This window comes from Polaribacter sp. Z014, assembly GCF_023555435.1.
Lineage (GTDB): Bacteria > Bacteroidota > Bacteroidia > Flavobacteriales > Flavobacteriaceae > Polaribacter.
The window spans coordinates 103,168-129,910 of record NZ_JALCZP010000004.1 but is presented as its reverse complement, the minus strand read 5'-3'; the positions used below and the strand labels follow the sequence as shown (position 1 = coordinate 129,910).

At 31.0% G+C, this 26,743-nt stretch carries 27 protein-coding genes and 1 pseudogene; 17 read left to right on the top strand and 11 right to left on the bottom strand.

Features of this window, described 5'->3' with window-relative positions; all coding sequences use genetic code 11:
- The first annotated feature begins 62 nt into the window (after nt 1-62).
- On the top strand, nt 63-245 hold the full coding sequence (locus MPF19_RS07500) for a hypothetical protein (protein ID WP_249987520.1): 183 nt from the start codon (nt 63-65) through the stop codon (nt 243-245).
- On the opposite strand, the gene MPF19_RS07495 is transcribed toward MPF19_RS07500, so the two are convergent.
- The gene (locus tag MPF19_RS07495) at nt 242-2,209 is read right to left on the bottom strand and encodes a DUF2075 domain-containing protein (RefSeq protein ID WP_249987518.1); all 1,968 of its coding nucleotides are present in this window, start codon (nt 2,207-2,209) and stop codon (nt 242-244) included. The genes MPF19_RS07500 and MPF19_RS07495 overlap by 4 nt on opposite strands.
- Entirely contained in the window at nt 2,202-2,477 is a 276-nt protein-coding gene (locus MPF19_RS07490; protein ID WP_249987517.1) for a helix-turn-helix domain-containing protein, read from the bottom strand. Before MPF19_RS07490 ends, MPF19_RS07495 begins: the two co-directional genes overlap by 8 nt.
- A gap of 80 nt (nt 2,478-2,557) precedes the next feature.
- On the opposite strand from MPF19_RS07490, the gene MPF19_RS07485 reads away from it, so the two are divergent.
- A complete protein-coding gene (locus tag MPF19_RS07485; RefSeq protein WP_249987515.1) occupies nt 2,558-2,989 on the top strand; it encodes a hypothetical protein in 432 nt (143 codons plus the stop codon).
- Here MPF19_RS07485 and MPF19_RS07480 read toward each other — a convergent pair.
- Nucleotides 2,986-4,878, bottom strand: a complete 1,893-nt coding sequence (locus MPF19_RS07480) for a SulP family inorganic anion transporter (protein ID WP_203393959.1) — start codon at nt 4,876-4,878, stop codon at nt 2,986-2,988. The genes MPF19_RS07485 and MPF19_RS07480 overlap by 4 nt on opposite strands.
- A 252-nt stretch (nt 4,879-5,130) precedes the next feature.
- Entirely contained in the window at nt 5,131-5,733 is a 603-nt protein-coding gene (locus MPF19_RS07475) for an NUDIX hydrolase (RefSeq protein WP_203393960.1), read from the bottom strand.
- A gap of 7 nt (nt 5,734-5,740) precedes the next feature.
- Here MPF19_RS07475 and pyrE point away from each other — a divergent pair, with 7 nt between their 5' ends.
- Nucleotides 5,741-6,382 (top strand): orotate phosphoribosyltransferase, encoded by a 642-nt coding sequence (pyrE, locus tag MPF19_RS07470; RefSeq protein ID WP_203393961.1) that lies wholly within the window; start codon nt 5,741-5,743, stop codon nt 6,380-6,382.
- Nucleotides 6,383-6,391: 9 nt separating this feature from the next.
- The gene (locus tag MPF19_RS07465) at nt 6,392-6,781 is read left to right on the top strand and encodes an SRPBCC family protein (protein WP_203393962.1); all 390 of its coding nucleotides are present in this window, start codon (nt 6,392-6,394) and stop codon (nt 6,779-6,781) included.
- Here the strand turns inward: MPF19_RS07465 and MPF19_RS07460 are convergent.
- On the bottom strand, nt 6,778-7,509 hold the full coding sequence (locus MPF19_RS07460; RefSeq protein ID WP_203393963.1) for a biotin--[acetyl-CoA-carboxylase] ligase: 732 nt from the start codon (nt 7,507-7,509) through the stop codon (nt 6,778-6,780). The two genes, MPF19_RS07465 and MPF19_RS07460, sit on opposite strands and share 4 nt — an antisense overlap.
- A gap of 87 nt (nt 7,510-7,596) precedes the next feature.
- On the opposite strand from MPF19_RS07460, the gene rsfS reads away from it, so the two are divergent.
- From rsfS to MPF19_RS07425, 7 genes are read left to right on the top strand one after another with little or no spacing between them, the layout of a single operon-like run.
- The gene (gene rsfS / locus MPF19_RS07455) at nt 7,597-7,965 is read left to right on the top strand and encodes a ribosome silencing factor (RefSeq protein ID WP_203393964.1); all 369 of its coding nucleotides are present in this window, start codon (nt 7,597-7,599) and stop codon (nt 7,963-7,965) included.
- Nucleotides 7,966-7,984: 19 nt separating this feature from the next.
- Nucleotides 7,985-9,958 carry an ATP-dependent zinc metalloprotease FtsH gene (gene ftsH / locus MPF19_RS07450; RefSeq protein WP_249987513.1) on the top strand — a complete coding sequence of 658 codons (1,974 nt, stop codon included), beginning with the start codon at nt 7,985-7,987 and terminating at the stop codon, nt 9,956-9,958.
- Nucleotides 9,959-9,963: 5 nt separating this feature from the next.
- Nucleotides 9,964-10,551, top strand: a complete 588-nt coding sequence (locus tag MPF19_RS07445; protein WP_203393966.1) for a hypothetical protein — start codon at nt 9,964-9,966, stop codon at nt 10,549-10,551.
- Between the two features lies 1 nt (nt 10,552).
- On the top strand, nt 10,553-11,347 hold the full coding sequence (locus MPF19_RS07440; protein ID WP_203393967.1) for a phosphatidate cytidylyltransferase: 795 nt from the start codon (nt 10,553-10,555) through the stop codon (nt 11,345-11,347).
- A gap of 2 nt (nt 11,348-11,349) precedes the next feature.
- A complete protein-coding gene (locus tag MPF19_RS07435; protein WP_249987511.1) occupies nt 11,350-12,006 on the top strand; it encodes a phosphatidylserine decarboxylase family protein in 657 nt (218 codons plus the stop codon).
- A 5-nt stretch (nt 12,007-12,011) separates the two neighbouring features.
- Entirely contained in the window at nt 12,012-12,278 is a 267-nt protein-coding gene (locus tag MPF19_RS07430) for an acyl-CoA-binding protein (protein ID WP_203393969.1), read from the top strand.
- 4 nt (nt 12,279-12,282) lie between these two features.
- On the top strand, nt 12,283-12,912 hold the full coding sequence (locus tag MPF19_RS07425; RefSeq protein WP_249987509.1) for a YceI family protein: 630 nt from the start codon (nt 12,283-12,285) through the stop codon (nt 12,910-12,912).
- A gap of 6 nt (nt 12,913-12,918) precedes the next feature.
- Here the strand turns inward: MPF19_RS07425 and MPF19_RS07420 are convergent, their stop codons facing one another.
- Nucleotides 12,919-13,794, bottom strand: a complete 876-nt coding sequence (locus MPF19_RS07420) for a TIGR01777 family oxidoreductase (protein ID WP_249987507.1) — start codon at nt 13,792-13,794, stop codon at nt 12,919-12,921.
- A gap of 123 nt (nt 13,795-13,917) precedes the next feature.
- On the opposite strand from MPF19_RS07420, the gene MPF19_RS07415 reads away from it, so the two are divergent.
- A complete protein-coding gene (locus tag MPF19_RS07415; RefSeq protein WP_203393972.1) occupies nt 13,918-15,042 on the top strand; it encodes a vWA domain-containing protein in 1,125 nt (374 codons plus the stop codon).
- A gap of 90 nt (nt 15,043-15,132) precedes the next feature.
- On the top strand, nt 15,133-16,599 hold the full coding sequence (locus MPF19_RS07410; protein ID WP_249987505.1) for a MoxR family ATPase: 1,467 nt from the start codon (nt 15,133-15,135) through the stop codon (nt 16,597-16,599).
- On the opposite strand, the pseudogene MPF19_RS19480 reads toward MPF19_RS07410, so the two are convergent.
- Nucleotides 16,572-16,733, bottom strand: a pseudogene (locus tag MPF19_RS19480) (YdeI/OmpD-associated family protein); the annotation flags it as partial. The gene MPF19_RS07410 and the pseudogene MPF19_RS19480 overlap by 28 nt on opposite strands.
- A gap of 523 nt (nt 16,734-17,256) precedes the next feature.
- Between MPF19_RS19480 and MPF19_RS07405 the strand changes: the two are divergent.
- The 3 genes from MPF19_RS07405 (at nt 17,257) to MPF19_RS07395 (ending at nt 21,612) form a co-directional block, all read left to right on the top strand.
- Nucleotides 17,257-19,356: an HAD-IIB family hydrolase gene (locus MPF19_RS07405; RefSeq protein WP_249987503.1), complete on the top strand. Its 2,100-nt coding sequence runs from the start codon at nt 17,257-17,259 to the stop codon at nt 19,354-19,356.
- 4 nt (nt 19,357-19,360) lie between these two features.
- Nucleotides 19,361-20,635, top strand: coding sequence for a glycosyltransferase (locus MPF19_RS07400; RefSeq protein ID WP_203393975.1), 1,275 nt, complete (start codon nt 19,361-19,363; stop codon nt 20,633-20,635).
- Nucleotides 20,636-20,730: 95 nt separating this feature from the next.
- Complete coding sequence (locus MPF19_RS07395; protein WP_249987706.1) at nt 20,731-21,612, top strand: carbohydrate kinase family protein; 882 nt, start codon at nt 20,731-20,733, stop codon at nt 21,610-21,612.
- A gap of 205 nt (nt 21,613-21,817) precedes the next feature.
- Here MPF19_RS07395 and MPF19_RS07390 read toward each other — a convergent pair whose 3' ends face one another.
- From MPF19_RS07390 to MPF19_RS07375, 4 genes are read right to left on the bottom strand one after another with little or no spacing between them, the layout of a single operon-like run.
- Nucleotides 21,818-22,768: a succinylglutamate desuccinylase/aspartoacylase family protein gene (locus tag MPF19_RS07390; RefSeq protein WP_203393976.1), complete on the bottom strand. Its 951-nt coding sequence runs from the start codon at nt 22,766-22,768 to the stop codon at nt 21,818-21,820.
- Nucleotides 22,758-23,633 carry a 30S ribosomal protein S6--L-glutamate ligase gene (rimK, locus tag MPF19_RS07385; protein ID WP_203393977.1) on the bottom strand — a complete coding sequence of 292 codons (876 nt, stop codon included), beginning with the start codon at nt 23,631-23,633 and terminating at the stop codon, nt 22,758-22,760. Before rimK ends, MPF19_RS07390 begins: the two co-directional genes overlap by 11 nt.
- Complete coding sequence (locus tag MPF19_RS07380) at nt 23,633-24,070, bottom strand: ATP-dependent zinc protease family protein (RefSeq protein WP_249987501.1); 438 nt, start codon at nt 24,068-24,070, stop codon at nt 23,633-23,635. Before MPF19_RS07380 ends, rimK begins: the two co-directional genes overlap by 1 nt.
- 56 nt (nt 24,071-24,126) lie before the next feature.
- A complete protein-coding gene (locus MPF19_RS07375) occupies nt 24,127-25,683 on the bottom strand; it encodes an NAD(P)/FAD-dependent oxidoreductase (protein ID WP_249987499.1) in 1,557 nt (518 codons plus the stop codon).
- Nucleotides 25,684-25,870: 187 nt separating this feature from the next.
- Between MPF19_RS07375 and MPF19_RS07370 the strand changes: the two genes are divergently transcribed.
- Nucleotides 25,871-26,725 (top strand): PPK2 family polyphosphate kinase, encoded by an 855-nt coding sequence (locus MPF19_RS07370; RefSeq protein WP_502925113.1) that lies wholly within the window; start codon nt 25,871-25,873, stop codon nt 26,723-26,725.
- Nucleotides 26,726-26,743: the final 18 nt, after the last annotated feature.

The window sequence follows — 26,743 nt, the reverse complement described above, 5'->3', positions numbered from 1 at the left end:
GTTTTTGTGAGGTTTCAGCAAAATAAGGAGCGGTAGAACAACACAATTTCATTGATTATAAAATGACTAGAATGAAAGATGCTCCGAAAATTCATATAGACATTCTAAATAAAATGTACGAACCTTCAACAGGTGTTGGCGAACCAGGTGTGCCTTTAATGGCGCCTGCAATTTGCAATGCTATTTTTAATGCAACTGGGAAGCGAATTAGAAGTTTGCCTTTGGCGGATGAAGGGGTGGTTTAGAATAATTCTTCAATTCCGATTCCTTTTAAATAACTATAAGTCCCATCATAAAAAACACTTGGTCTAGTATGGTCTAAGTCTGAACCTGATGGGATAAAAATTATCACACCTTGTCTTGCCCTAGTTAGTAAAACACGATAAGTGTTTTTGAGATAGTTTTTACTTACCTCTTGATTTATGTTCATCCATTTAGTTCCTTTAAAACTTTGATGCTTCCAATCATTATTATCAATGTGAAAATTAGCTCCCCAAATTAAGCAAGTTCTATCTATTTCTAAGCCTTGAATATCAAATTCAGTAGCAATATCTTCTAGAAAATAGGATGACCTTATATCATCACTTGAGTTTAAAAACCAATTGGGTGCAGATATTTCATTCTTTACATCAAGTCCTAAAGCTTTTAATCTTCTAGCTCCTGATGAAGCTATTAAGCCTGTTCTTTCAGAGCCTTTACTTTCATTTCTTAACCATTTTTTTGCTATATCTATATCTCTTGTTAAGAAAATTGGAAACGATTTTTTAATATTTGCATATATTTTTTTCGTTTTGTCTAAATTTAATTCTAATAATTCGTAAACAAACTCAGATACTTGTTCTGACCTAAAAGAGCGAACTGAAACGGCTAAATGTAAATCTACTTCAGAAATACCTTTTTCCATTAACCATTTTCTTTGTGTTTCTGTTTTTATATAATTAGGGCTATTAACAATTGAATTTGAAAAATGAATATCCCAATCTTTATAATTATTTTGAAAAGCGTTAATCCATTCTTCTAGACCTGCTTCTCCTGTATTTATTTCTTGACCTCCGCCAATTAAGCATACTATTGTGCACCAATCTTTATGTCGATTCATTACATCAATTAAAAACTCTGGTTCAGACATGGCGAAATCTTCAATACCTTTTTTTCTTTTCATGAATGAACTAACTTGTTTTTTAGTCCATGCTCTTTGAGCTTCATCGAAAACAACAACTTTTTCAGTTGGTTCGACATTATGTTTTAAATATTCATCTCTAAAATGATGAATATTTTGAATAAAAGTACTTGTTCTTCTTTTTGCATTTTCTTTTGTTACAGGTTCTCCATTTTCTTTTGAAGTAATCACAAAATCCCGTGCTAAGGCTTCTCTTAAAACATCCACTAAAGGACCATTTCCTGAAAGAAAAACAGCATGCTCATCTTCATCAGCAAGCATCCTTTCATTTGCAATGCTTAATCCTGCCAAAGTTTTTCCTGCTCCAGGAACACCAGTAACAAAACAAATCGATTTTTTGTTATTTAACTTAGAGTTCTCTATAACTTCATTTATATAATTAGAAGTTTTATCTAGATTTATTTTTTCTGAATCATGCCTGGAAATTTCTTCAACTTTATGTCCTTTATATAAGGCTTTAGCTGCTTCAACAATTGTTGGAGTTGGTTTATAAATTGAATTTTCCCAAGTAGTAATATCGATTTTACCTTTTGAATTTTGAATGAAAAGTTCAATAATATTTTTTATTCCGGATTTGTTGCATTTTGCAACTTGACGATGCTCTATTACTTTATCTAAATCTGTAGAATAAGTTTCAGCATTTGTTGCTATTAATACAGGAATTAATTTAACAAAATGACTTCCTTCATGGAAGTTTTTTAAATCTAAACAGTAATCTATTACTTGTACTTCTGCATGTTTACCATATGTTTCATCACCTACTTTAAATTCAACAACAAAGACACAATCATCAATAATTATTATGTTGTCAACACGTTTTCCCATTCTCGGAATTTGAAATTCAAAATAAATGGAACCAATAATCCCTTTTAATTCATTCTTTAGAATTTCAATCTGTTTAACCCAAGCATTTTTTTGTAAATCCTCTAACGAACGATTTGTATGATTTAAACTTAACTGACCTAATACAGAGTTTGAATCTTCAGTTAAAAACTCCGAAATTGTATTTTTATAATAAGCTCTATTCATCGCTATCCGTTTTTAATTTATAATCGTGATAGCTAAGTTTTGAGTTCTGATTTTTAAAGTTTAGCAACTCAGAAATATCCATTTCAAAAGCTTTCGAAAATACAGCAATATTGGTTAAAGATATATTTCGTTCACCTCTTTCTATCATTCCTATATATGTACGATGAAAACCTGTTCTGAATGAAAGCTGTTCTTGACTCAAATTTTCTTGAGTTCTTAAATCTCGAATTCTAAGTCCAAATTCTTTTAAAAGAAATTTATTTACCATAATTCGAAACTATACTTATTGTATGCATTTGTCAACATACAATAAGTATCAATTTGTATATTTACATAAATTATTTAAGTATGAAAAAATATGCTAGAGTTAACGATTTCAATGGAAAAGGAATGAATGAGGGGTATTGTTTTAGTAATGGAGATTATTATTGCGAAACAGATGAACAAGCTAAATTCTATGTTGAGAGTTTTAAATTAAATTGGGATGAAGAATTATTAACAATTAACACCAAGGATGAATGGTTTTATTGGACTGATTGGTATGATACAGAAACTGATATGTATTATGATATTAATGGATTTGAAATAGAAAATAAAAACGAAGCATTATTTGCTATTTATAAGAAGGGGATTCATTTAGGAAATGAAAGAGGTGAAAATATTAATGCTGCAATTAGAAAATATCTTATTGCAGCATTATATGAAAAGCTTTTAAATGATGTTGAATTCGTGTCGCTATATTCAGCTAAAAAAGCAATTAAAGGAATACATTATTCCTAAAACTTATATTCCCCTAATGGTTTAGGGAAATCCTCTGGATTTGCAGCTAAATGATAACGAGGATCATCGATATCTTCTAAGATGACATCTTTAAAAACAGGGCTAGATTTAAATAACAACAATTTACAATCTTCACTTAAGTGTTTTAGTGTAATTTTTTTGCCTGCAGCTTGGTATTTTTCAACCAAATTAAAAATAGCTTCTATAGCAGAATGGTCAGAAACACGTGCTTCTACAAAATCTATTTCTACTACATCAGGATCATTTTTTATATCAAACTTACCGTTAAACTCAGTGATACTTCCAAAGAAAAGAGGTCCCCAAATTTCATAAATTTTTGTTCCGTCTTCTTTAAAACGTTTTCTAGCTCTAATTTTCTTGGCACTTGTCCAAGCAAAAGATAAAGCAGAAATAATAACCCCAACAAAAACAGCAATTGCTAAATCAAAGAAAACCGTTACGGCAGAAACTATGATTAATACAGCAGCATCAGACATTGGTATTTTCTTTAAGATTCTAAAACTAGACCAAGCAAAGGTTTCAATCACCATCATAAACATTACCCCAACAAGTGCAGCGATTGGTACTTGTTCAATATATTTATCAGCAAATAAAATAAAGGTAAGTAGTGTTAATGCCATCATAATACCAGACAAACGTCCGCGTCCGCCAGCATTAATATTTATAACTGTTTGTCCAATCATTCCACAACCACCCGTTCCGCCAAAGGCACCACTAACAATGTTTCCTGCTCCTTGGGCAATACATTCTCTATTTCCGTTTCCTCTAGTTTCTGTTAATTCATCAACCAAATTCATGGTCATTAAGGTTTCTATTAAACCAACTGATGCCGCTAAAAAAGCATACGGAGCAATAAATTTTAAAGTATCTAAGTTAAAAGGAAGGTTGCTCCACAGTTCTACAACATTTAAGTTTTTAGAAAGTTCTGCAATTCCGTTTAAACCAGCACCACCACCATTTCTAATAAAATCTCCAACATTAATAGAGCCTAAACCACTAAAAATAGAAATTAAAGTAACAATTAAAATAGCTGTTAAGGCTGCCGGAATTTTTGTAGTTAATTTAGGTAAACCCCAAACAATAAACATGGTTAATAATACCAAACCAATCATTATATATAAAGTATTTCCTTGCATGGTTGTTTTTACAACACCACTATCTTTTACAGAATAAAAGCCTTCATCCGAAGCATTAAAAACTACCTTTTTAGTTTTTGCATCAAAAACCTGACCGTCTGAGACTACAAATACTTCTTGGTTTGTATTGCTGTTTTTAACAGAAGTACCATCAATAGTAAATAATACCGTATCAGACATTAAATCTTTTACTTGGTTGTTAGAAACCTTATAAACCAATTCTTTAGAGGCTGTTTTACGCATGTTTTGTCCGAAGAAATCTTTCTTATTCTCTTTAAACATACCCAATTGCGCCATAAAAATAACGATGGCCAAACCGTTTACAAATCCCATCATTACAGGATGCGGAATTAAACGTACAAATTTTCCTAATTTAAAAATACCAGCAAATATTTGTATTACACCCATTAATACTACGGCGGCTAAGAGATAAAAGTAGCCCATGTTTTCTACTGGGTTGTCAAATAGCAATCCTTTTGCATGTCCTTCTTGTATCATGTGTACAAAAATTACTGCTACGGCACCTGCAGCCCCAGAGATTAAACCTGGTCTTCCACCAAAAGAGGCTGAAATAATTCCTACTACAAAAGCACCAAATAATGCCACAATCGGACTTATTTGTGCTACAAAGGCAAAAGCGACAACTTCTGGTATCATTGCTAGGGAAACGGTTATTCCTGCAAGGACATCATCTTTTGCATTTGGTAATATTTTTCTAATAAAATCAGTCATAATTTGGGTAATTTTTCAAGTCGGCAAAGATAGAAGGTTTTTTTAGAAAACTATCCTTGATTTTAAAGTATCGTTAATTCCTATAAATTTACTGATCAGATAAGTAAGTGCTCAATATCTTAATTTGCAATACCTAATTATAAAATACTTTATGAGATAAAGAGAAAAGGTAGGTTTTAAAATTTTAAAAGGACTAAAATAGGACCAACTATTTTTATGAACTTCTAAGCATATAGCAGTTGTTGTCTGCACTTAAATACAAGTATCTATATATGCTTGATATACCAAATGTATATTGGCATAGGTATTTTTTAAAGCAGTCTTAATTTCTGATTTATTTTTAAAACCAACTTCTGTAATTCCTTCTTCTAGTTGAGGGGTTAACGTATCTGAATAATCAGAAGACATTAAAAACCAATAGGTTTGTTTTAGTTTTATTCCTTTATGAAAATAAATATGATAGGTAGTAATTAAAGGTTGGCGAAGTGTAAGATTTGTAATGCCACACTCTTCTTCTACCTCTCTAATTGCTGCGGTTTCTATTGTTTCTCCTTTCTCAACCCAACCTTTTGGTAAATCCCAAATACCATTTCTATAAATAAATAGTACGTTGTTTTCTGGGTTTAAAACCAATCCGCCAGCGGCGGGAATGAGTTTCATATTACTTAAAAAAGATTTCCAATCTTGCTCTAAGTCTGTAGAGTATAAATTAATCCCTTTAAGCTCATTATTCCTTAATTTATCTATGATTTCTAAAATAACTACATTCTTAAAATTGTAAACAGGAAAAATATTTTCTTTTTTTGTAGAAGAAGTGATAATTATTGGCGAATCATTTACAAAAACTTTATACATTTGCGATATGAGTTTAAACAAAGATACGGCAAAAAAAACGGCTGAACTTTTGTTGCAAATAAAAGCAATAAAGTTAAGTCCAAATGACCCTTTTAATTGGGCATCAGGTTGGAAATCTCCAATATACTGTGATAACAGAATTACGTTATCTTATCCTCCAGTTCGTATTTTTTTAAAGGAAGCAATTGCTAAAATTGTAGAATTAGAATATGGTAAGCCAGACGTAATTGCAGGTGTAGCTACAGGTGCAATTGCTATTGGTGTTTTAGTTGCGCAAGAATTAGGTGTTCCTTTTATTTATGTGAGGCCAGAGCCAAAAAAGCATGGAAGAAAGAACCAAATTGAAGGGCATTTAGAAAGAGGGCAGAATGTTGTGGTTATTGAAGATTTAATAAGTACAGGAAATAGTAGCTTAAATGCAGTAGAGGCTTTAAAAGAAGCAGGTGCTGTTGTAAAAGGTATGGTGGCTATTTTTTCTTATGGATTTGATGTTGCAACTAAAAATTTCGAGGAAAAAAACGTAAGATTAACCACTTTAAGTAGTTACGATAACTTACTAGAACAAGCTTTAGATAGTAATTATATTACAGATAAAGAGCTAATTACGTTAAACGATTGGAGAAAGAATCCAAGTGAGTGGAAACAATAAAACGGAAGCATGAATATAAACGGAAATACAGTTACCATTAAAAAATCTGCAGAAGAGGTGTTTACTTTTTTTTCAGATTTGAAAAATTTTGAGCAATTAATGCCAGAAAATATTCAAAAATTTGAAGTAGATGGAGAATCTTTTATTTTTGGTTTACCTGGTATGCCAGAAATTAGATTGGTATTAAAAGAAAAAACACCATTTTCTAATATTACTTTAGGTGCTGCAAGTAGTAAGTTACCTTTTACTTTAGCTGCGGATATTAATGAGGTTTCTGAAAAAAATACAGAAATAACTTTAAAATTTGACGGCGAGTTTAATGCAATGATGGCAATGATGATTAAAAAACCATTGACAAAATTTGTAGATACTCTAACAGAAAATATAGGGAAACTTTAAAGGAACGATATTTCTTTCAATCCAAATTCAGTTATAGAATCATCTTCTAATTGAATTTGTAATTTTCCGAAATCGGAAATACCCGAAATCATACCCATAAAAATTTCATCCTTACTATTTTTAAACATAGTAGGGATATTTTTTTTATACAATACATCTAAATACTGTTCTTCTAAAAGATTGAACTTTTGAGAAGTTAGCAATTTTATTTTTTGTTGAAATTCTTCTATAATAGTAGTTAATAAATTATCTAAATTATAAGTAGCGCCTGTTTCTAGTTTTAAAGAAGTGGCATTGGTTAAGTATGCTGGAAATGATTCTTGATTCACATTTAGTCCAATTCCTACAAAAGAATTCTTAATTCTATCTCCGTAAAAAGTATTTTCTATTAAAATACCGCAAACTTTTTTGTTTGCTGACAGAATGTCGTTAGGCCATTTTATAGAAGTTTTAGGAAGTTTTTTAGCGAATAAAACATCATAAATAGCCAAAGAAATAGCAAAGTTTAAATATTTTTTGTGCACTATTTTTAAATTTTCAAAAGATATAAATGTGCTGAATGTGAGGTTTTTATAAGGTGCAGACTCCCATATTGTATGCTGTTGGCCTCTACCTTTTGTTTGGTTTTGAGCCACAATAGTAGTAAAATTCTCTAGGGTAGAATTTTGCGATAAATCCTTTAAAAAAGAATTTGTAGAATCGGTGGCACTAAGTTTGATTATTTTCAAGTGTTAAATAAAGTGTAAACAACTGTAATAATACATAAAATACTCGCAAAAAAATAATAACTTTGCGTTAAATATAGAAAAAAGTTAATGACGAAAAAACAAGTAAGTACAGATGATTTAATTGCTTTAATTATTAAAGGGATTGATGAAGTAAAAGGAGAAGATATTCAATTATTAGACTTACGAGATATAGAGAATACTGTTTGTGATTATTTTATAATCTGCTCGGGAAACTCAAATACACAAGTAAATGCAATTTCTGGTTCTATTCAAAAAATAGTTAGCAAAGAACTTAAAGACAAACCTTGGCATATAGAAGGCCAAACAAACTCTGAATGGGTTTTAATGGATTATGTAAATGTAGTAGTACACATTTTTCAAAAACAGGTTCGTGAGTATTATGATATTGAAAGTCTTTGGGGTGATGCAAAAATTACAGAGATAAAATCAGTTTAAATTTTTTTATTTTAAATAAATGAGTGATTCAAAAAAAGATAATAAAGCAAATTTGCCTAAATTTAAGTTTAACGCGTATTGGATCTATGGTGCAATATTTGTTGTCATAATGGCATTTCAGTTTTTTAGTAGTGGAGATTTAGCTACTAAAAGTATTTCGAAAAATGAGTTTAATGATATTTTAAAAGAGAATGATATCTCTAGAATTGTTGTTTTAAATAACAATATAGCTCAAATTTATATTAAGGAAGAGGCGCAGAAGAAAGAGCGTTACAGAAAAGTGATCAATTCTGCTTTTTATACAAAAGGGTCTTCTTTTTATGACTATAATTTTGGTGATTTACAAAATTTTGAGAATAATATAGAAAAAGCAAGAGTTGCTAATACTTTAGATTTTGATATAAAAAACGAAAATAAAACAAGTGTACTTGATACTATTTTAGGCTTTTTACCTTTCATAATATTAATTGCCGTTTGGTTGTTTTTTATGAAGAGAATGTCTGGCGGTGGAGCAGGCGCTGGTGGTGGTGGTCAAATTTTTAGCATTGGTAAATCTAAAGCGAAATTATTTGATAAAGACACAAAGGTAAAAACTACATTTGAAAATGTAGCCGGACTAGAAGGTGCTAAAGAAGAGGTGCAAGAAATTGTAGATTTCTTAAAAAACCCAGAAAAATATACTTCTTTAGGAGGTAAAATTCCAAAAGGAGCTTTGTTAGTAGGACCTCCTGGAACAGGTAAAACTTTATTAGCTAAAGCCGTTGCAGGTGAAGCTGATGTTCCTTTTTTCTCTTTATCTGGTTCAGATTTTGTTGAGATGTTTGTGGGTGTTGGTGCTTCTCGTGTAAGAGATTTATTTAAAAAAGCGGCAGAAAAATCTCCTTCTATTATTTTTATTGATGAGATTGATGCGATTGGTAGAGCTCGTGGTAAAAATAGTATGACTGGTGGTAATGATGAACGTGAAAATACGTTAAATCAATTACTAACAGAAATGGATGGTTTTGGTACAGATGTAAATGTAATTGTATTGGCTGCAACCAATAGAGCAGATGTTTTAGACAGTGCGTTAATGCGTGCAGGTCGTTTTGATAGACAGATTTATGTAGATTTACCAAACATCAACGAAAGAAAAGAAATTTTTGAAGTACATATTAAACCTTTAAAATTAGCAGGAGATGTTAAGATAGATTTCTTAGCACAACAAACTCCTGGTTTTTCTGGAGCAGACATTGCTAATATGTGTAATGAATCTGCATTAATTGCTGCCAGAAATGGTAAAAAAGCAATTCATCATCAAGATTTCTTAGATGCTGTAGATAGAATTGTTGGAGGTTTAGAAAAGAAAAATAAAGTAATTACGCCAAAAGAGAAAAAAGTGATTGCTTTTCATGAAGCAGGTCATGCAACAATTAGTTGGATGTTAGAACACGCTGCTCCATTGGTAAAAGTGACAATTGTACCAAGAGGACAATCTTTAGGTGCTGCTTGGTATTTACCTGCAGAGAGAATGATTGTGCAGACAGAACAGATGTTAGATGAAATGTGTGCTACTATGGGTGGTAGAGCTGCGGAAAAAGTAATGTTCAATAAAATTTCTACAGGAGCTTTAAGTGATTTAGAAAAAGTAACTAAGCAAGCAAAAGCAATGGTTACTGTTTATGGATTAAATGAAGCCGTTGGTAATGTTACATATTATGATTCTTCTGGGAATGATGGTTTTGTAAAACCTTATAGTGAAGAAACAGGTAAAACAATAGATCAAGAGATTTCTAAAATAATTGAAGCGCAATATGTAAGAGCAATTCAAATATTAGAAGAAAATAAAGATAAACTAACAATTTTAGCTGAATTGTTATTAGAAAAGGAAGTAATCTTTAAAGACGATTTAGAAAAGATATTCGGAAAAAGACCTTTTGAAGAAGCTCTTGAAGTTGAGATTGTAGATGAAAAAGAAGCTATTTCACCAGTTAAATTAAATACTGAAGAATAATATAAATGAATTTTTTTAAAAAGTTATTCAACATAGCATCCGTTAAAGAAGAAAAGGAAATCCAAAGGCAAGAAGTAGATTTGTCTTTGGATGACTTGTTTGTGCATAATTTTTTGGAAAAAGGAGGTAAGTTTTTGTATTGTTTAAAAGAAAATGAAGTTGTAGAAAATTTAAAAAATATTCTAAAAGAGAATAACTGGAATCAAATAACAGTTTTAGATAATCAGTTATCTTCTTTTTTTAACAAAAATGATGTAGCAATGAATAGTAATTTTCATTCTAACATTCCTGTTTTCTTGAATTGTGAGCATTTAGTTGCAGATAATGGAGATATTTTATTTTCTTCAAAACAATTAAAAAGTATTAAGTTATCGGAGATGCCACAGAACTTTATAGTGTACGCAACTACGAGCCAATTGGTTAAAGATATGGGGCAGGGTTTAACAGGTATTAAAATACACCATAAGGGTGATTTACCTACCAATATTTCTGCCATAAAAAATTACAGCATTAATAAAAATGATGATAATTTCTTAAACTACGGAAACAGTAACTCAAAAAACTTATATTTGCTGCTATTAGAAGATTTATAATATGAGTAACCTTTTAAGAAGGAGCCTATCGGGCATTATCTACGTTTTAATTTTTATATCAGCGATTCTTTTTTCAAAAGAATCGTATGTGATTTTAACAACTATTTTTGGTTTTTTATGTGTTTGGGAGTTTTCTAAACTAATTAATTTTAAAGGATATATAGGGTATATTTTCTTTGCTTTAGCATTGTTTTTAATGTTAAAAAGACCAGAAAGCTATGCTGTTGTAGGTGTTTTAGGGATTACAATTGTTTCATCTTTATTTCTTATCTATTCTTTATTTACTAAAAAAGAAATTACTTTTTCTAACGATAGATCTAAATCTGGTTTACTAATTAGGTATCCTATTTTTTCTATGATTTTTTTAATCCTTTTACCTATTTATAAAGGAATCTATAATCCTCACTTAATAATTTCTATTCTTATTCTTATTTGGGTGAATGATAGTTTTGCTTTTTTAGTGGGTAAAAATTTCGGAAAAAGAAAATTGTTTGTTTCCGTTTCTCCTAAAAAAACGCAAGAAGGTTTTTTAGGTGGTTTGGTTTTTGCATTAATAGCCGCTTTTATAATTAGCAAGTTAAATGTAGATTTTACAGCTGTAAATTGGTTGGTAATAGCTGTTATAATAAGTGTAATTGGTACTATAGGAGATTTAGTAGAGTCTAAATTTAAAAGACAAGCTAATATGAAAGATAGTGGTAGTATTATGCCAGGTCATGGTGGTATTTTAGATAGATTGGATAGTTTGCTATTTGCTGCGCCATTTGTATATTTGTATATTAATTTTATAATTTAAGTATGATTCGTTTTCACAAAGAAGGGTATAAAATAATTGTTATTACTTTTATTATAACAATAGCAGGTGTTATTTTAGCTGAAAAATTCATTGATATTCCTTGGCTAGTAAAAGCAATTCAGGTTATATTTCTTGCTTTTCTAGTGATTGTTTTACAATTTTTTAGAAACCCTAAAAGAATTGCGCCTTTAAATGATAATGTATTAGTTGCCCCTGTAGACGGTAAAGTGGTTGTTATTGAAGAGGTAGAAGAGCCAGAATACTATAAAGGTAAAAGATTACAAGTTTCAATTTTTATGTCTCCAATTAACGTGCATGTAACTAGGTATGCAATGAGTGGAGTTGTAAAATATAGCAAATATCATCCAGGAAAATATTTGGTAGCATGGCATCCAAAATCATCCACAGAAAACGAAAGAACTACTGTAGTTGTTAATAACAAGGTTTTTGGTGATGTGTTATACAGACAAATTGCAGGTGCTTTAGCGAAGAGAATTGTAAACTATGCCAAAGTAGGAGATACGACGGTACAAGGTGCAGATGCAGGTTTTATTAAATTTGGTTCTAGAGTAGATCTTTTTCTTCCATTAGGTACAAAGTTAAATGTATCTTTAGGAGATAAAGTGAAAGGTGGAGTTCAAGTAATTGCAGAAAAATAAAGAATATGGAGTTTAATTTAGACGAAGAGTTTAATGAAGCTTTCTGTAAAATTTCTAAATTGGGAAAAGCGATTGCCCCTGACATAATGCTAATGTTTTATGCTTATAATAAACAAGCTAACTTTGGCAATAAATTTTCTTTTAATGATGAACATAACGTTAGAAGTGCATTTAAATTGAATGCATGGATGCAATTAAACGGAATGAAATCTGACGAAGCAAAACTAGAGTATATAAAATTAGCAAATCAAGTTTTAAATATTAAAAAATAATATCATGAAAAAAGTAGTAATTTTATCATTATTAATGGTTGTAGCGTTTAATTTTTCTTCTTGTAAATCAGAAAAGAAATCTGATAAGGAGACTGAAAGTAAAATGGAAGTAAAGAAAAGTACAGCTGCTTTTTCTTTAAAGCAATCGAAAAACGAAATTAAATTTGTGGCTTATAAAACTACAGATAAAGTTCCTGTAGGAGGTCAGTTTAATACCGTAAATATTATCTCTGGTGGCGAAGGAAATTCTATTAAAGAGGCTATTAATAATACGGAATTTTCAATTCCTGTAAGTAGTATTTTCACAAAAGATACGAGTAGAGATTTTAAAATCAAAAAATTCTTTTTTGGTATTATGGATAACACTAAATTACTTTCTGGTAAGTTACTTTTAACAGATGATACTAACGGTGTTGCGGAAATAAAAATGAATGGAGTTACAGAAAAAGTAGCTTTTACCTATACAATTGTAGGAAATGTTTTTAATATGACAGGTACCATGGATATTACAAAATGGAATGCTGGTGCTGCTTTGGCTTCTTTAAATACTGCTTGTTTAGATTTACATAAAGGGGCAGACGGAGTTTCTAAAACATGGAGTGATGTAGCTTTAAATATTACAACAACTTTCTAAGAATTTTTATAAATTATATAACGCTTTTTTTAGTGTTTTAAATCGAAAAGAATAACCGTTCTTTTCGATTTTTTTTGCCGAAATTTTACTTCCTTCTAAAAGAATAATTGCCATTTCTCCAAATATAAGTTTTAAAAGAAAACCAGGAACTCCTATGGGTAAAAAGGGTCTTTTTATACTTTTTGCCAAAGCTTTAGAGAAGGTTTTACTTGTATGATGTTCTGGGGCAACGGCATTAAAAATTCCTGATAAGTTATCTTCAATGGCTTTTATGTATATTCCACATAAATCATCTAAATGGATCCAAGGTAAAAATTGTTTGCCAGATCCTAAAGGAGAAACGATGGGTGTTTTCATTTTTTCTAAAGCACCACCTTTATCCGCTAAAACAATACCAGTTCTTAAAATGGTTACCGGTATTTTTTTTGTTGAAAACTGATGTGCTGCATTTTCCCATTTTTGGCAAACATCACCTAAAAAATCAGCCCCTACTTTGTCTGTTTCTGTAAATATTAAATTAGAAGTTATTGCTCCATAATAGCCAACGCCAGAAGCAGAAATAAATCCTTTTAAAGGAATGTTTAATGCAGCTGTTTTATCAAAAAGTAAATTAGCAGTTTTAACTCTGCTATCAATTATAACTTGTTTCCTTTCTTTAGTCCAGCGTTTATCTGCTATTCCTGCTCCTGCTAAATGAATAATGTAATCTGTATTGAGTAACGATTTTTCATCAATATAATTGGAAGAAACATCCCACTTAAACTCATTTTTATGTTTAGGAGTACGGCTTAAAATTACAACCTCATGCTTTTTATCAATCAGTAATTTTGATAATCTTTTGCCGACTAAACCTGTACCACCAGTTATAATTATTTTTGCCATATTGTAAAGATAATTATTTTTGTTTAATGTTTTTTAATTCTTATAAAACAAATTTATGCTTACATATAATAAAGCAATGTTAATCTTTATTTTTCATCCTTATAAAATTGTACTTTTATAGAGATGAAAAACAACAAAAAAAGAAAAGGTTTTGTTTTTAAAACCTATGAAGCAGAAAACCAATCTCCTTTCGAAAAATTATTCGAAATTTTTAAGGAATTGATTACGCATACTTCTGGAGATTTTGATGAAGCCATAGATTGGTTGCGTTCTTTAGACAAAGAATATAAATTAACGGATGAGAATTATACTATTGATGATTTTATAGAAGATCTTAAAAAGAAAGGGTATATAAAGGAAGAGATTAAAGGTGATGGAACGGGAGGTATTAAGATAACTCCAAAAACGGAACGTGCCATTCGTCAGCAAGCGTTGAACCAAATTTTTGGTAACATAAAAAGAAGTGGCGCAGGAAATCATAAAAGTAAATCTCCAGGAATTGGAGATGAACATACGGGAGATTTAAGAGGATATCAGTTTGGTGATGCCTTAGACAAAGTTTCTATGACAGAAAGTATTCGGAATGCTCAAATTAACAACGGAATTGATAGTTTCAATTTAACTGAAAATGATTTGGTCGTAGAAGAAACTATGCATAAAAGCCAAATGAGTACCGTGTTAATGATTGATATTAGCCACTCTATGATTTTATATGGTGAAGATAGAATTACACCTGCCAAAAAAGTGGCGATGGCGTTGGCAGAATTAATTACCACACGTTATCCTAAAGACACGTTAGATATTATTGTTTTTGGTAATGATGCGTGGGCTATCAAAATTAAAGATTTACCGTATTTACAAGTAGGTCCTTATCATACCAATACGGTGGCAGGTTTACAATTAGCAATGGATTTACTCCGAAGAAAAAGAAATACCAATAAACAAATTTTTATGATTACCGACGGGAAACCAAGTTGTTTGCGTTTACCAGACGGTCAATATTATAAGAACAGTAATGGTTTAGACAAATACATTGTAAATAAATGCTATGCAATGGCACAACAAGCTAGAAAATTACACATTCCTATTACCACTTTTATGATTGCACAAGATCCGTATTTGATGCAGTTTGTAAGAGCATTTACACAAGCAAACCAAGGAAAAGCATTTTATACTGGTTTAAAAGGTTTGGGAGAAATGATTTTTGAAGATTACGAAACAAATAGGAAAAAGAGAATTAGAGGGTAACAATTTAGCTATTAGCCTTTGGCTTTTAGCTGTTAGAAAACACAAGAGTAAGCGCTAAAGGCAAAAAGCTAATAGCAAAAATCGAATTACATGAATTTAGAAAATATAAAAACATTAGGAGATTTAGAAAAGTTAGGATACAAATCAAAATCAATTAAAGATGAGTTAAGAGAAAACCTGATAACTAAAATAAAAAATAAAGAATCTGCTTTTAAAGGGATTTATGGGTATGAAAATACCGTAATTCCAGAATTGGAACGAGCTATTTTAAGCAGGCATAATATTAATTTATTAGGTTTAAGAGGGCAAGCAAAAACACGTTTGGCTAGATTGATGTTAAATTTGTTGGATGAATATATACCTGTTGTAGAAGGATCTGAAATTAACGATGATCCATTAAACCCTATTTCTAGGTTTGCCATTGAGTTGATTAAAGAAAAAGGAGATAAGACACCAATTTATTGGTTGCATAGAAGTGAGCGTTATGCAGAGAAGTTAGCAACACCAGATGTTACTGTTGCTGATATTATTGGAGATGTAGATCCTATAAAAGCAGCAAACTTAAAATTGTCTTATGCAGATGATAGGGTAATTCATTACGGAATGATACCGAGAGCTAACAGATGTATTTTTGTAATTAATGAATTGCCAGATTTACAAGCTAGAATTCAGGTTGCGTTGTTTAATATTTTACAAGAAGGCGATATTCAAATTAGAGGATTTAAGTTACGGTTACCTTTAGATATGCAGTTTGTGTTTACAGCAAACCCAGAAGATTATACCAATAGAGGGAGTATTGTTACACCTTTAAAAGATAGAATTGGTTCACAGATTTTAACGCATTATCCAGAAGATATTGAAACAGCTAAAACCATTACACAACAAGAAGCAAACAAGGTAGGTTCTCAAAAAGAATTTATAACAGTACCAGAACTAGCAAAAGACTTGTTAGAACAAATTGTTTTTGAAGCGAGAGAAAGTGAGTATATAGATGCTAAAAGTGGTGTAAGTGCACGTTTAAGTATTTCTGCGTTTGAAAACTTATTAAGTACGGCAGAAAGAAGAGCATTGCTTTCTGGTGATGAAAAAACAATGATTCGCCTAAATGATTTCGACGGAATTATTCCTGCAATTACAGGAAAAGTAGAGTTGGTATATGAAGGCGAACAAGAAGGAGCGCAAGTAGTGGCAGAAACATTAATTAAAAATGCTATTAAAACGATGTTTCCAAGCTATTTTCCGGAGATTAAAAAATTAGAAAAACAAGAAGCAGAAACTCCTTATGACGATATTATTTCTTGGTTCTTTAATGCTGATGAAGATTTTGAATTGTTAGATGAATATACAGAAGCGCAATACAAAGCTGAATTAGATAAGGTAAAACCTTTAGATATTTTTATTAAAGAATACCAACCAAACTTAAATGAAACAGATACTTATTTTATGAAAGAATTTGTACTGTGGGCTTTGGTCGAATTTAAAAAACTAAGTAAGTATCGTTTTGCAGAAGGTACTCAGTTTAAAGATCCTTATGGCAATTTTATGAGTGGACTGTAATTTAATGACAGAGTTCCATGAGTTTTAATAGTATGATAACACAACCGAATTATTTCTATAATTCGGTTTTTTCTTGTCTTTTTTATACTTGCTTGATGAATCCAGTACAAGTATAGTTTTCTATAACTTAGTGTAAATTTTAAAAATTTTTAGATTTTCTAGAACAGAAATATAGTCTACGTTTTCCATCACCTAAATTTTTTACAGTAGCATCTATTTTACCTTAAGATAAAGCTACTTTTACAGCTTCTTTTCAACGTATTGCTCCATCTTCATTTTCTACTTTATAAAAAATAAGTTAAATACCGGTCAGTAAAGCAAGGTTTTTAGACCTTCAAATACCTCATTCTGCATCATTTTTTTGAAGTGAAATTATATAATTTCTTTCCTAATTTAGGAAACGAATAGCAACTTCTTAATTTTTTTTCATGTAATTGTTGATACTTATAATTTATAATTAAGAAGGTTTATTTTTATAGGAGGTAAATTAAGAAAATAATTTTTATCATTCTCTATTTACTATTTTTTGATAGCCATAATTATCACAATCATAAAAATGAGGCTACAAATAACGATAGGTCGCTTAAGTTTTGGTTGCTCTTTAATTTTTAATTAAATTCAGTGTTATTGATGATTCTCTCTTAAAAACACAATGAAATGACTGTAAAAAGCGTAAAAATTGAAAATAAAATAAAATTATTATCATTTGATATTGATAATACCTTAATAGATTTTCATACTTATAAAAGTAACTTTAAAAAAATATGGGAAAAATATGAAGGACAAAACGATGTACTTCTAACCTACAATACGGGTCGTTTAATAGATGATGTTTTAGATTTAATAGAAAAAAAGGTACTTCCAAAACCAGATTATATTATTTCTGGGGTAGGTACACATATCTATAATTATAAAAAAGGAGCAGTAGAAAAAGAATTTAATGATGTTTTAGATGATGGTTGGAATTTAGAATCTGTAGAAAGTATTATTCATAAAATAGAACATCCTATTAGTGACCAACCAAGTAAATTTCAACACTCCTATAAAAGAAGTTATTTTTTTCATGATGCAAGTAATGAACTTATAGAAAGTATAGAGCAAGATTTTGCAGATGCAGATATGGATGTTAATATTGTGTATTCTGGCAATAAATTTTTAGACGTATTACCAAAATGGGCTAATAAAGGAAATGCTTTACGTTGGCTATTAAGACGCTTGAAACTTAAATCTAATCAGGTTTTAGTTGCAGGAGATAGTGGTAATGATTCTGCCATGTTCGATTTAAAAGATGTATTCGGAATTGTGGTTGCAAATGCTCATGAAGAGTTGTACTTATACACAAAGCATAAAAAGGTATATCATACAGAAAAAGAAAAAGGAGATGGAGTTGTAGAGGGATTAATTTTCTACGGAATTTTACCAGAAAAGGCAATTAATGATGTTGTAATAGATCACTCAGAAGATTTTTTTATTAAAAAAGAGAAAGAGAATTTTACACAAGAAGATACCGATGAAAAAATAGCCTTGATTAAAGAAGGTTATGTAAAAGCAATCGAGGCATTAAAGAAAAATATTACTCCGCTTGGTTTTTCTGCATGTTCTATAAAGGATAATATTCCTAATGGTACCGATGAGAATTATCATAGTGTTTGGGCTAGAGATGGCGCAATTACTGTAATTGGTTCGCTGTCTTTAATTGATGATGAAGAAATTCACAAATGCCAAAGACAAACATTAGTCACCTTAATAGATAATATTTCTAGGAATGGACAAATACCTGCAAATGTTAGATTAAAAGATGGTGAGCCAGATTATTCTGGAGTTGGTGGAATTTGTTCTATAGATAGTGGTATTTGGGTTGTAATAGCTTTCTATGAATATGTAAATGTTACCAAAGATATTGAATTCTTAAGAAAATATATTGGAGATATTAAAGAAACCATGCGATGGTTAGGAGCACATGATAGTAATAATGATGCCCTTTTAGAAATTCCGGAAGCAGGAGACTGGACAGATTTATTTGGTAGAAGTTATAATATTTTATACGATGAAATTCTTTGGTATAGATCTAATGTGTGTTTCGGACGTATGTTAGAAATGTTAGGAAATCATGAGGATGCAGGGGAACATATTAGATGGTCTCAGGTAATTAAAAAAGAGATAGTACAAAATTTTTGGCCTTCAACTCAACAAAAATTATTTCAATCGGTTTCTTTTGCAGAGAAGCAATTTACATTAGGAGATACTTCTTATTTAATTGCACAAACTACTCCTTTCGATTTTAGTTGGCGTTGTGATGTTCTAGGAAACGTATTAGCCTTTTTACACGGAACTATAGATGCAGAAAAAGCGCATCAAACCTTTAAATTTATGTTGGGTGTTGGGGTAAATGATCCATTTCCGGTGGCAAATGTATACCCGGTGGTAAGTCCTGGAGATCCAGACTGGAAACCTTATTACACTGTAAATCTTCTGAATTTACCCAACCATTATCATAATGGAGGTATTTGGCCATTTGTAGGTGGTTTTTGGGTAAAGTTTGTAAATAAATTAGGGTTTAAAGACATCGCAATAGAAGAGTTACACAAACTGGCTTTAATCAATAAAGAAGGAATTACTGAAGAATGGGAGTTTACAGAATGGGCACATGGAACTACCGGAAAACCGATGGGAAAAGCATATCAAGCTTGGTCTGCTGCTCAATATATATCAGCTTGCAATGATTTAAAAATAATTAAAACTAAAACTAAAAAATAGAAATATGAAATCAATATTAATGATTTCTTTACATGGATATGTAGGGGCGCATGCAGAATTAGGAAAACCAGATACAGGAGGTCAAGTAGTATATGTATTAGAATTAGCAGATAGATTTAGTAGATTAGGCAAGCGTGTAGATTTGTTAACACGGCAGTTTGAAGAGCAACCAGAGTATGATGTTGTAGATGATAATTTTAGTGTTTGGAGAATTCCTTTTGGTGGAAAAAAATTCATCAGAAAAGAAGACATGCACGACCATTTAAAAAAGTTTGTGACCAATACATTGGCTGCTATAAAAAAAGAAAATAAAAAATACGATGTGGTGTATTCTCATTATTGGGATGCAGGTTGGGCAGGACAAAAAATTGCAGAAGAATTAGGAATTTGTCATGTACATACACCACATTCTTTAGGTTGGTGGAAACAACATTCTATGGGAAGTGATATGGACGAAAAAGAGATGGAAAAAACCTATCGATTTAAAGAACGTATTAGGAAAGAATATTTTGTGTATCAGATGTGTAATTTTGTAATTGCAACGACGCTTCCTCAAGTAGATTTATTGGTGCAGCAATATGATGTTTTGTCTAGAAATTGTAGCATGATTCCTCCCGGAATTGATGAAAATAGATTCTATCCCGTTCCATCTAAAGAGAATGATAAAATCCGATTAAAATATGATATCAAACCAACCGATATTTTAGCACTCGGTAGAATGGCACATAATAAAGGTTATGATTTGTTATTACATGCCTTACCAACTGTTTTTGAGTTGTGTCCGGAAGCTAGATTGGTAGCGGCAATTGGTGGAGATTCGCAACAGGATAGAGACGGAATAGAAACGTTAAAAGTACTAGCGAAGGAGCTTGGAGTGATGGACAAGATAAAGTGGAAAAACTATATTGCAGATGAAGATTTAGCAAACGTATATAGATCTGCAAGTATTTTTGTAATGCCTTCTAGATATGAGCCTTTTGGTATGGTTGCTATTGAAGCAATGGCTTGTGGAACACCAAGTGTAATAACTGTGCATGGTGGTTTATGCGATTTAATTGATTTTGGAAATCAAGCTTTATTTGCAGATCCACACAGACCAAAAGAGTTTGGTGCAATGATGGCAATGCCACTGTTGTATCCTAAATTAAGAAACGAAATGTCTGTTGAAGGAGCACGTTTTGCACGTAGAAATTTTGGTTGGACGGGAATCGCAAAAAGGATGTTAACCATTTTTAACAGTTCTATAAATCAAAACACTATGGAATCTAATATTTATTAGTTACCCTAAAAATGTAAGTGTATTATTAACAGATTAAGTTCTTTATAGTTGAATTAATTCCGGTTTTTATCGGAATCTAAACCCTTAATTAAATGATGTCTAAAATTGTATGTTTTGGTGAAGTTTTATGGGATGTTTTTCCTACACATAAAAAAATAGGAGGAGCACCATTAAATGTTGCTATTCGTTTAAAATCCTTTCATAATGACGTTGCCATGATAAGTGCTATTGGTAATGATGAATTAGGTAAAATAATTTTGAATTATATTAACGAATTAAATATAAATTCTAAGGCTGTAACAGTTTTAGAAGATTTTACAACGGGAGAAGTTGCAGTAACATTAAACGAAAAAGGAGCTGCTACATATGAGATTGTTTATCCTAGAGCTTGGGATAAAATTCCATTTACAAAAGAATCATCTGATTTGGTAAAACAAGCTGATGCTTTTGTTTTTGGGAGTTTAATAACCAGAGATGCTGTGTCTAAAAACACGTTGTATCAACTTTTAGAATTTGCTAAATATGCTATTTTTGATGTGAATTTAAGAGCGCCTTTTTATGCAAAAGAAGTTTTAGTTGAGTTGATGCATAAAGCAGATTTTATTAAGTTTAATGATGAAGAATTGTATGAAATTAGTGCTTTTTTAGGTTCTCCTTTTCATAATTTAGAACAGAACATACATTTTATAGCTCAGAAAACAAAAACAGCACATATTTGCGTTACTAAAGGTGAGCATGGTGCTGTTTTATTATATGACAATACATTGTTTTACAATAGTGGTTATCAAATTAAAGTTGCTGATACAGTAGGATCTGGAGACTCTTTTTTAGCCTCATTAATAAGTAAATTAATTAATGGTTCAGCTCCACAAAAAGCAATTGATTTTGCTTGTGCTGTTGGTGCTTTAGTTGCTCAAAATGAAGGAGCAAACCCTATTATTTCTGAAAGTGAAGTTGAGGAGTTTAGTTGTATCTAGTAATAGAAATGGATTTTTATAACGGCTGCTTTTTATAATTTTCTTACTAAGCTAATTTTATTTGAAGTTGTATTTAATTCTAGCACTTCTATTTTTTTAGAAATCTTGAAGGGGATGTTTTTTTGAGTTGAATTCAAAAAAAAAGAACTGAGTTTAAAAATACTCAGTTCTTTTTTAATTTTCTAAATCTTTTAGAACCTAGAGATTATTCATCAATACTTATATGAAAAAGCGCATCTCCTTTATTAACAATAGGTGTTTTGTTAATGCAAAAAACATGACCATTAAAAGGTGCGTAAACTTTCTTTTTAAATTCGCCAAAAGGATCTTGTATAATACCCAAAACCTCTTTCTTTTTTACAAAACTTCCGTTGATAGCGGTAATTTTAAACATTCCAGAATGCGCTGCACGTAACCATTTTGCTTTGTTTACAAAAATTGGAGTTGCTCTTACAGTAATTTCTCCTTCAATTAAACCTAAACGAATTAAAACATTTTTAGTTCCGTTTACGCCTTCATTTATAATCGTTGGATTTAGTTCATTTGATTTTCCACCTTCAAAAAGTAAAACAGTTTTACCCATTTTATGTAAAGTGTCTCGTAATGATTTTCTAATATTTTCAGAAAAAACAATCATTGGTGGGTTAAATACCTTTGCCAATTCTAGCGCTTTTTCATCATCTTTATTACATCTAATTTGCGCTATATTATCACGTTTACCACCTCCAGTATGAAAATCAATTACATAATCTACAAACGGCGCAATTTTTTCTGTAAACTGATAGGCAAATTGGCTGGCTAAAGATCCATTTAAAGTACCTGGAAACATTCTATTTAAATCTCTACCGTCAGGAAATTCTCGGGTATGTATTAAATACCCAAAAATATTAAAAACAGGAATGCAAATAATAGTCCCTTTTTGAGGTTTGTTAATGCCTAAATCTATAATTTCTCTAACAATACCAACACCGTTAGTTTCGTCTCCATGAATACCGGCTAATAGTAAAACTACAGGTCCAGGATTATGAGAACGCTCTATAATTACCGGAACTTTTACCGTTGTTCTTGTATGTAATTTAGCTACTTCTAAATCTAAAATTGTACGTTTTCCTTCAGGAATTACTTTTCCTAGAAGGACAAAAGGTTTACTCGACATGTAATTCTAAATAACGGATAATTTCTTTCGCAATATTTTTTCCAGTTGCTTTTTCAATTCCTTCTAAACCTGGAGAAGAGTTTACTTCTAAAACCAATGGCCCTTTAGAGGATTGTAGCATATCTACACCAGCAATACCTAAGCCCATAGCTTTGGTTGCTTTTAAAGCTGTTCTTTCTTCTTCGTCTGTTAATTCAATAATATTTGCATTTCCTCCTCTATGTAAATTAGAACGGAATTCGCCTTCTTTTCCTTGACGTTTCATGGCTCCAATTACTTTACCATCTACCACAAAAGCTCTAATATCTGCACCACCAGCTTCCTTAATAAATTCTTGTGCAATTACTCTAGCACCTAATCCATTAAAGGCTTCTAAAACAGAAGTTGCAGCATTTGGTGTTTCAGCTAAAACAACACCTAAACCTTGTGTTCCTTCTAAAAGTTTTAAAACTAAAGGAGTTCCTCCAACAGAATTTATTACATGTTCTACATCTTTTGTGTAGTTTGTAAATACCGTTTTAGGTAAACCAACACCAGCTCTTGCTAAAATTTGTAAACTGCTTAATTTATCTCTAGATCTAGTTAATGCAATAGAAGAGACTGCAGAAAATACTTTCATCATTTCAAATTGACGGATAACTGCGGTTCCATAAAAAGTTACGGAAGCTCCAATTCTAGGAATAATAGCATCGATGTCTTCTAAATATTCTCCTTTATAAAATATTTTAGGAGCTTTTCTTTCGATCTCAATGTTACATTTTAAGTGATCTACAACAAATACTTCGTGCTTTCTTTTTGTGGCAGCTTCAACCAATCTTCTTGTAGAGTATAGGTTGGGGTTCCTAGACAGAATTACAATTCTCATTATATTTTGTTTTTTAATTTGTGTGATAAATTTTTCTTTATGGTGTCTATCACAAATATTTTATTTAAAAATTTTCTTCCCAATAATACAGGGTAGGTCATGTCTTTACGTTCACTTAATGTTAAATGAATCGGAAAAGTTTGGTTAAAAATTACAATTTCAGTTTCTACTAAATACCTTTTTTCAGAAATTCCATTAGAACTTTTTACCAATTTAGAAGCATAATTTTTAGTAGTAAACTCCTTATTGTTGTATAATGAATGTTCTGGATCTAATAATTTAAATCGGATAAAGTGTTCATTATTTAGAATAATTTCTTCAATATTAGAACAATGAATTGACGAGGTGTAAGCACCAGAATCAACTTTTACATCAATGTCTTCTAAATGTAGTTCCGGAAAATCTGCTTTATCAACACGACCAATAGTAATTTTCATTTATAAAATTTAAGATGTAAAATTACAGATACTTATCCATTAAAAAAGAAAAAGTTTTACAATTTTGCAATTGCAGCTTCCGCACAACGTTCTCCGTCCATGGCAGCAGAAACTATTCCGCCGGCATAACCACCACCTTCTCCACAAGGATATAAGCCTTCTATTTCTGTATGCTCTAAATTTTCTTTTCTAGGGATGTTTACTGGTGATGAAGTTCTAGATTCTACACCAATAATATTGGCTTCGTTGGTATAATAACCGTGCATTTTTTGTCCGAATGCAGCAAAACCTTTTCGCAATCTACTACCAATAATTTTAGGTAATAAAGAATGTAAAGGAGCCGATTTTAATCCAGGTTGATAAGAACAATCATTTAAATCGTTAGAAAGTCTACCATCCACAAAATCTACCAGCCTTTGTGCGGGTGCAGTTTGTGTTCTTCCACCAGCTAAAAAAGCTATTTTTTCTAAATCTTTTTGAAATTCTAAGCCTTTTAAAGGACCTAAATGTTCGTATTTCTTAAAATCTTTATCAATATCTAATTCAACTACAATACCCGAATTAGCAAAACGGTTATTTCTACGAGAGGGCGACATTCCGTTTACAACAACTTCTCCGTTCGCAGTAGCTGCAGGCACAATAAATCCACCGGGACACATGCAAAAAGAATATACGCCTCTGTTATTTACTTGATGCACTAAACTATAGGCAGCAGCAGGTAATAATTCATCTCTTTCTCCTTTGCAGTGATATTGAATTTGATCAATAATTTCTTGCGGATGTTCTACACGAACGCCCATAGCAAAAGACTTTGCTTTTAAAGCAATTTCTTTTTTATGTAACAATTCGTAAATATCTCTTGCCGAATGTCCGGTTGCTAAAATAACTGAATTCACAGCCATTTCTGTTCCGTTTTTCAGCTGAATAGCTTGTAATTTATTGTTTTTTACAGTGAAATCTGTAACACGAGTTTCAAAATGAATTTCTCCACCATATTTTAAAATATTCTCACGAATATTCTCAATGATTTTTGGTAATTTATTAGTTCCGATGTGTGGATGTGCGTCTACCAAAATTTGTTCTGTAGCGCCATGAAAAACAAGGTTTTCAAAAATTCTTCTCACATCGCCACGTTTTAAAGAACGTGTGTACAATTTCCCGTCAGAATACGTTCCGGCTCCACCTTCACCAAAACAATAATTAGAATCTTCGTTTACAAAATGATCTTGGTTAATCGCTTTTAAATCTCTTCTTCTGTCTTGTACGTTTTTTCCACGTTCTAAAACTACAGGTTTGTACCCTAATTCTATGCAGCGCAAAGCAGCGTACATTCCTGCGGGTCCAAAACCAATAATATGTATTTCTTTGGCATTAGAAACATCTTTATATTCAAAAATATAATCAGATTTTTCAGGAATATTCTCGTTGATATAAACGGCTACCTTGTAATTAAAGATGATGTCTTTTTTACGTGCATCGATAGATTTACGCAATACTTTTACGGCAGAAATTTCACTTTTATCAAGGCTTAATTGCTTAGAAGCTTTGTATAATAAGATGTTTTCTTTACGTTCTTCTATTAAATTTACTCGAAGTTGAATTTCTTTTACCATGTGGCAAAAATAATGAAATTTAAAGGTTATTAAATAAATAACTTTGTGCTAAAATTAAGATTTAGATATTTAATTTTTTATAATTTTAAATGATGACTAAATTGTGAATATAATTATTATAAAATGCGATGAAAACCAAAGGTGAAATCACTATTTTTTCTATCTTTAAAAAATATTTAAAATGAAAATGCATAAAGAGGAGTATAAAGTAGAAAGCACAATTCAATTAGCTAATTTTAATACAAAAGAAGTAATTGAAAAGGCCGAGAAAAAGCTAAAGAAAATCAGAAAAAAACTGAGTAAAATTCAGGATACGATGTATGCAGAAGGCAAATATAGTATGTTAATTTGCTTACAAGGAATGGATACGTCTGGTAAAGATAGCTTAATTAGAGAAGTTTTTAAAGATGTAAACGCACGTGGAGTTGAGGTGCATAGTTTTAAAGTACCAACAGAATTAGAATTAAAGCACGATTTTTTATGGCGCCATTATATTGCGCTTCCTGCAAAAGGGAAAATTGGTGTTTTTAATAGAACGCATTACGAAAACGTGTTGGTAACAAGAGTGCATCCTGGTTATGTTTTTGGAGAAAATATTCCGACAATTCATACGTTAGAAGATATCAATGATGCTTTTTTCCACGAAAGAATGGAAAGAATCAATAATTTTGAAAAACATATTGTTGATAGTGGAACCATTGTTTTAAAATTCTTTTTAAACTTGTCTAAAGACGAACAAAAAAATAGATTATTACGTAGATTGAATTTACCTGCAAAGAATTGGAAGTTTTCTGCAGGCGATTTAAAAGAACGCAAATTGTGGGATAAATACCAATTTTGTTATGAAGATTTATTAAATAGAACTTCTAAAGAAAACGCACCTTGGTTTGTAATTCCTGCGGATGATAAACCTACAGCAAGGTTTATTTTAGCAGATATTGTATTAAAAGAACTAGAAAAATATAATTTTAAAGAACCTACGCTTCCTGCAAAAATTCAGGATCAGGTAGAAGAATTTAAAACACAATTAAATAACGAATAGATAAAAAATGTTCAAAGT

Coding starts and splice junctions, on each gene's coding strand:
- MPF19_RS07445 (WP_203393966.1), top strand. CDS start 9,964: ATGAATTTTTTTAAAAAGTTATTCAACATAGCATCCGTTAAAGAAGAA.
- MPF19_RS07485 (WP_249987515.1), top strand. CDS start 2,558: ATGAAAAAATATGCTAGAGTTAACGATTTCAATGGAAAAGGAATGAAT.
- MPF19_RS07500 (WP_249987520.1), top strand. CDS start 63: ATGACTAGAATGAAAGATGCTCCGAAAATTCATATAGACATTCTAAAT.
- MPF19_RS07425 (WP_249987509.1), top strand. CDS start 12,283: ATGAAAAAAGTAGTAATTTTATCATTATTAATGGTTGTAGCGTTTAAT.
- rimK (WP_203393977.1), bottom strand. CDS start 23,633: ATGAGAATTGTAATTCTGTCTAGGAACCCCAACCTATACTCTACAAGA.
- MPF19_RS07465 (WP_203393962.1), top strand. CDS start 6,392: ATGAATATAAACGGAAATACAGTTACCATTAAAAAATCTGCAGAAGAG.
- MPF19_RS07490 (WP_249987517.1), bottom strand. CDS start 2,477: ATGGTAAATAAATTTCTTTTAAAAGAATTTGGACTTAGAATTCGAGAT.
- MPF19_RS07480 (WP_203393959.1), bottom strand. CDS start 4,878: ATGACTGATTTTATTAGAAAAATATTACCAAATGCAAAAGATGATGTC.
- MPF19_RS07435 (WP_249987511.1), top strand. CDS start 11,350: ATGATTCGTTTTCACAAAGAAGGGTATAAAATAATTGTTATTACTTTT.
- MPF19_RS07475 (WP_203393960.1), bottom strand. CDS start 5,733: ATGTATAAAGTTTTTGTAAATGATTCGCCAATAATTATCACTTCTTCT.
- MPF19_RS07380 (WP_249987501.1), bottom strand. CDS start 24,070: ATGAAAATTACTATTGGTCGTGTTGATAAAGCAGATTTTCCGGAACTA.
- MPF19_RS07395 (WP_249987706.1), top strand. CDS start 20,731: ATGTCTAAAATTGTATGTTTTGGTGAAGTTTTATGGGATGTTTTTCCT.
- MPF19_RS07495 (WP_249987518.1), bottom strand. CDS start 2,209: ATGAATAGAGCTTATTATAAAAATACAATTTCGGAGTTTTTAACTGAA.
- MPF19_RS07390 (WP_203393976.1), bottom strand. CDS start 22,768: ATGTCGAGTAAACCTTTTGTCCTTCTAGGAAAAGTAATTCCTGAAGGA.
- MPF19_RS07400 (WP_203393975.1), top strand. CDS start 19,361: ATGAAATCAATATTAATGATTTCTTTACATGGATATGTAGGGGCGCAT.
- MPF19_RS07430 (WP_203393969.1), top strand. CDS start 12,012: ATGGAGTTTAATTTAGACGAAGAGTTTAATGAAGCTTTCTGTAAAATT.
- ftsH (WP_249987513.1), top strand. CDS start 7,985: ATGAGTGATTCAAAAAAAGATAATAAAGCAAATTTGCCTAAATTTAAG.
- MPF19_RS07410 (WP_249987505.1), top strand. CDS start 15,133: ATGAATTTAGAAAATATAAAAACATTAGGAGATTTAGAAAAGTTAGGA.
- MPF19_RS07405 (WP_249987503.1), top strand. CDS start 17,257: ATGACTGTAAAAAGCGTAAAAATTGAAAATAAAATAAAATTATTATCA.
- rsfS (WP_203393964.1), top strand. CDS start 7,597: ATGACGAAAAAACAAGTAAGTACAGATGATTTAATTGCTTTAATTATT.
- MPF19_RS07440 (WP_203393967.1), top strand. CDS start 10,553: ATGAGTAACCTTTTAAGAAGGAGCCTATCGGGCATTATCTACGTTTTA.
- pyrE (WP_203393961.1), top strand. CDS start 5,741: ATGAGTTTAAACAAAGATACGGCAAAAAAAACGGCTGAACTTTTGTTG.
- MPF19_RS07420 (WP_249987507.1), bottom strand. CDS start 13,794: ATGGCAAAAATAATTATAACTGGTGGTACAGGTTTAGTCGGCAAAAGA.
- MPF19_RS07375 (WP_249987499.1), bottom strand. CDS start 25,683: ATGGTAAAAGAAATTCAACTTCGAGTAAATTTAATAGAAGAACGTAAA.
- MPF19_RS07370 (WP_502925113.1), top strand. CDS start 25,871: ATGCATAAAGAGGAGTATAAAGTAGAAAGCACAATTCAATTAGCTAAT.
- MPF19_RS07415 (WP_203393972.1), top strand. CDS start 13,918: ATGAAAAACAACAAAAAAAGAAAAGGTTTTGTTTTTAAAACCTATGAA.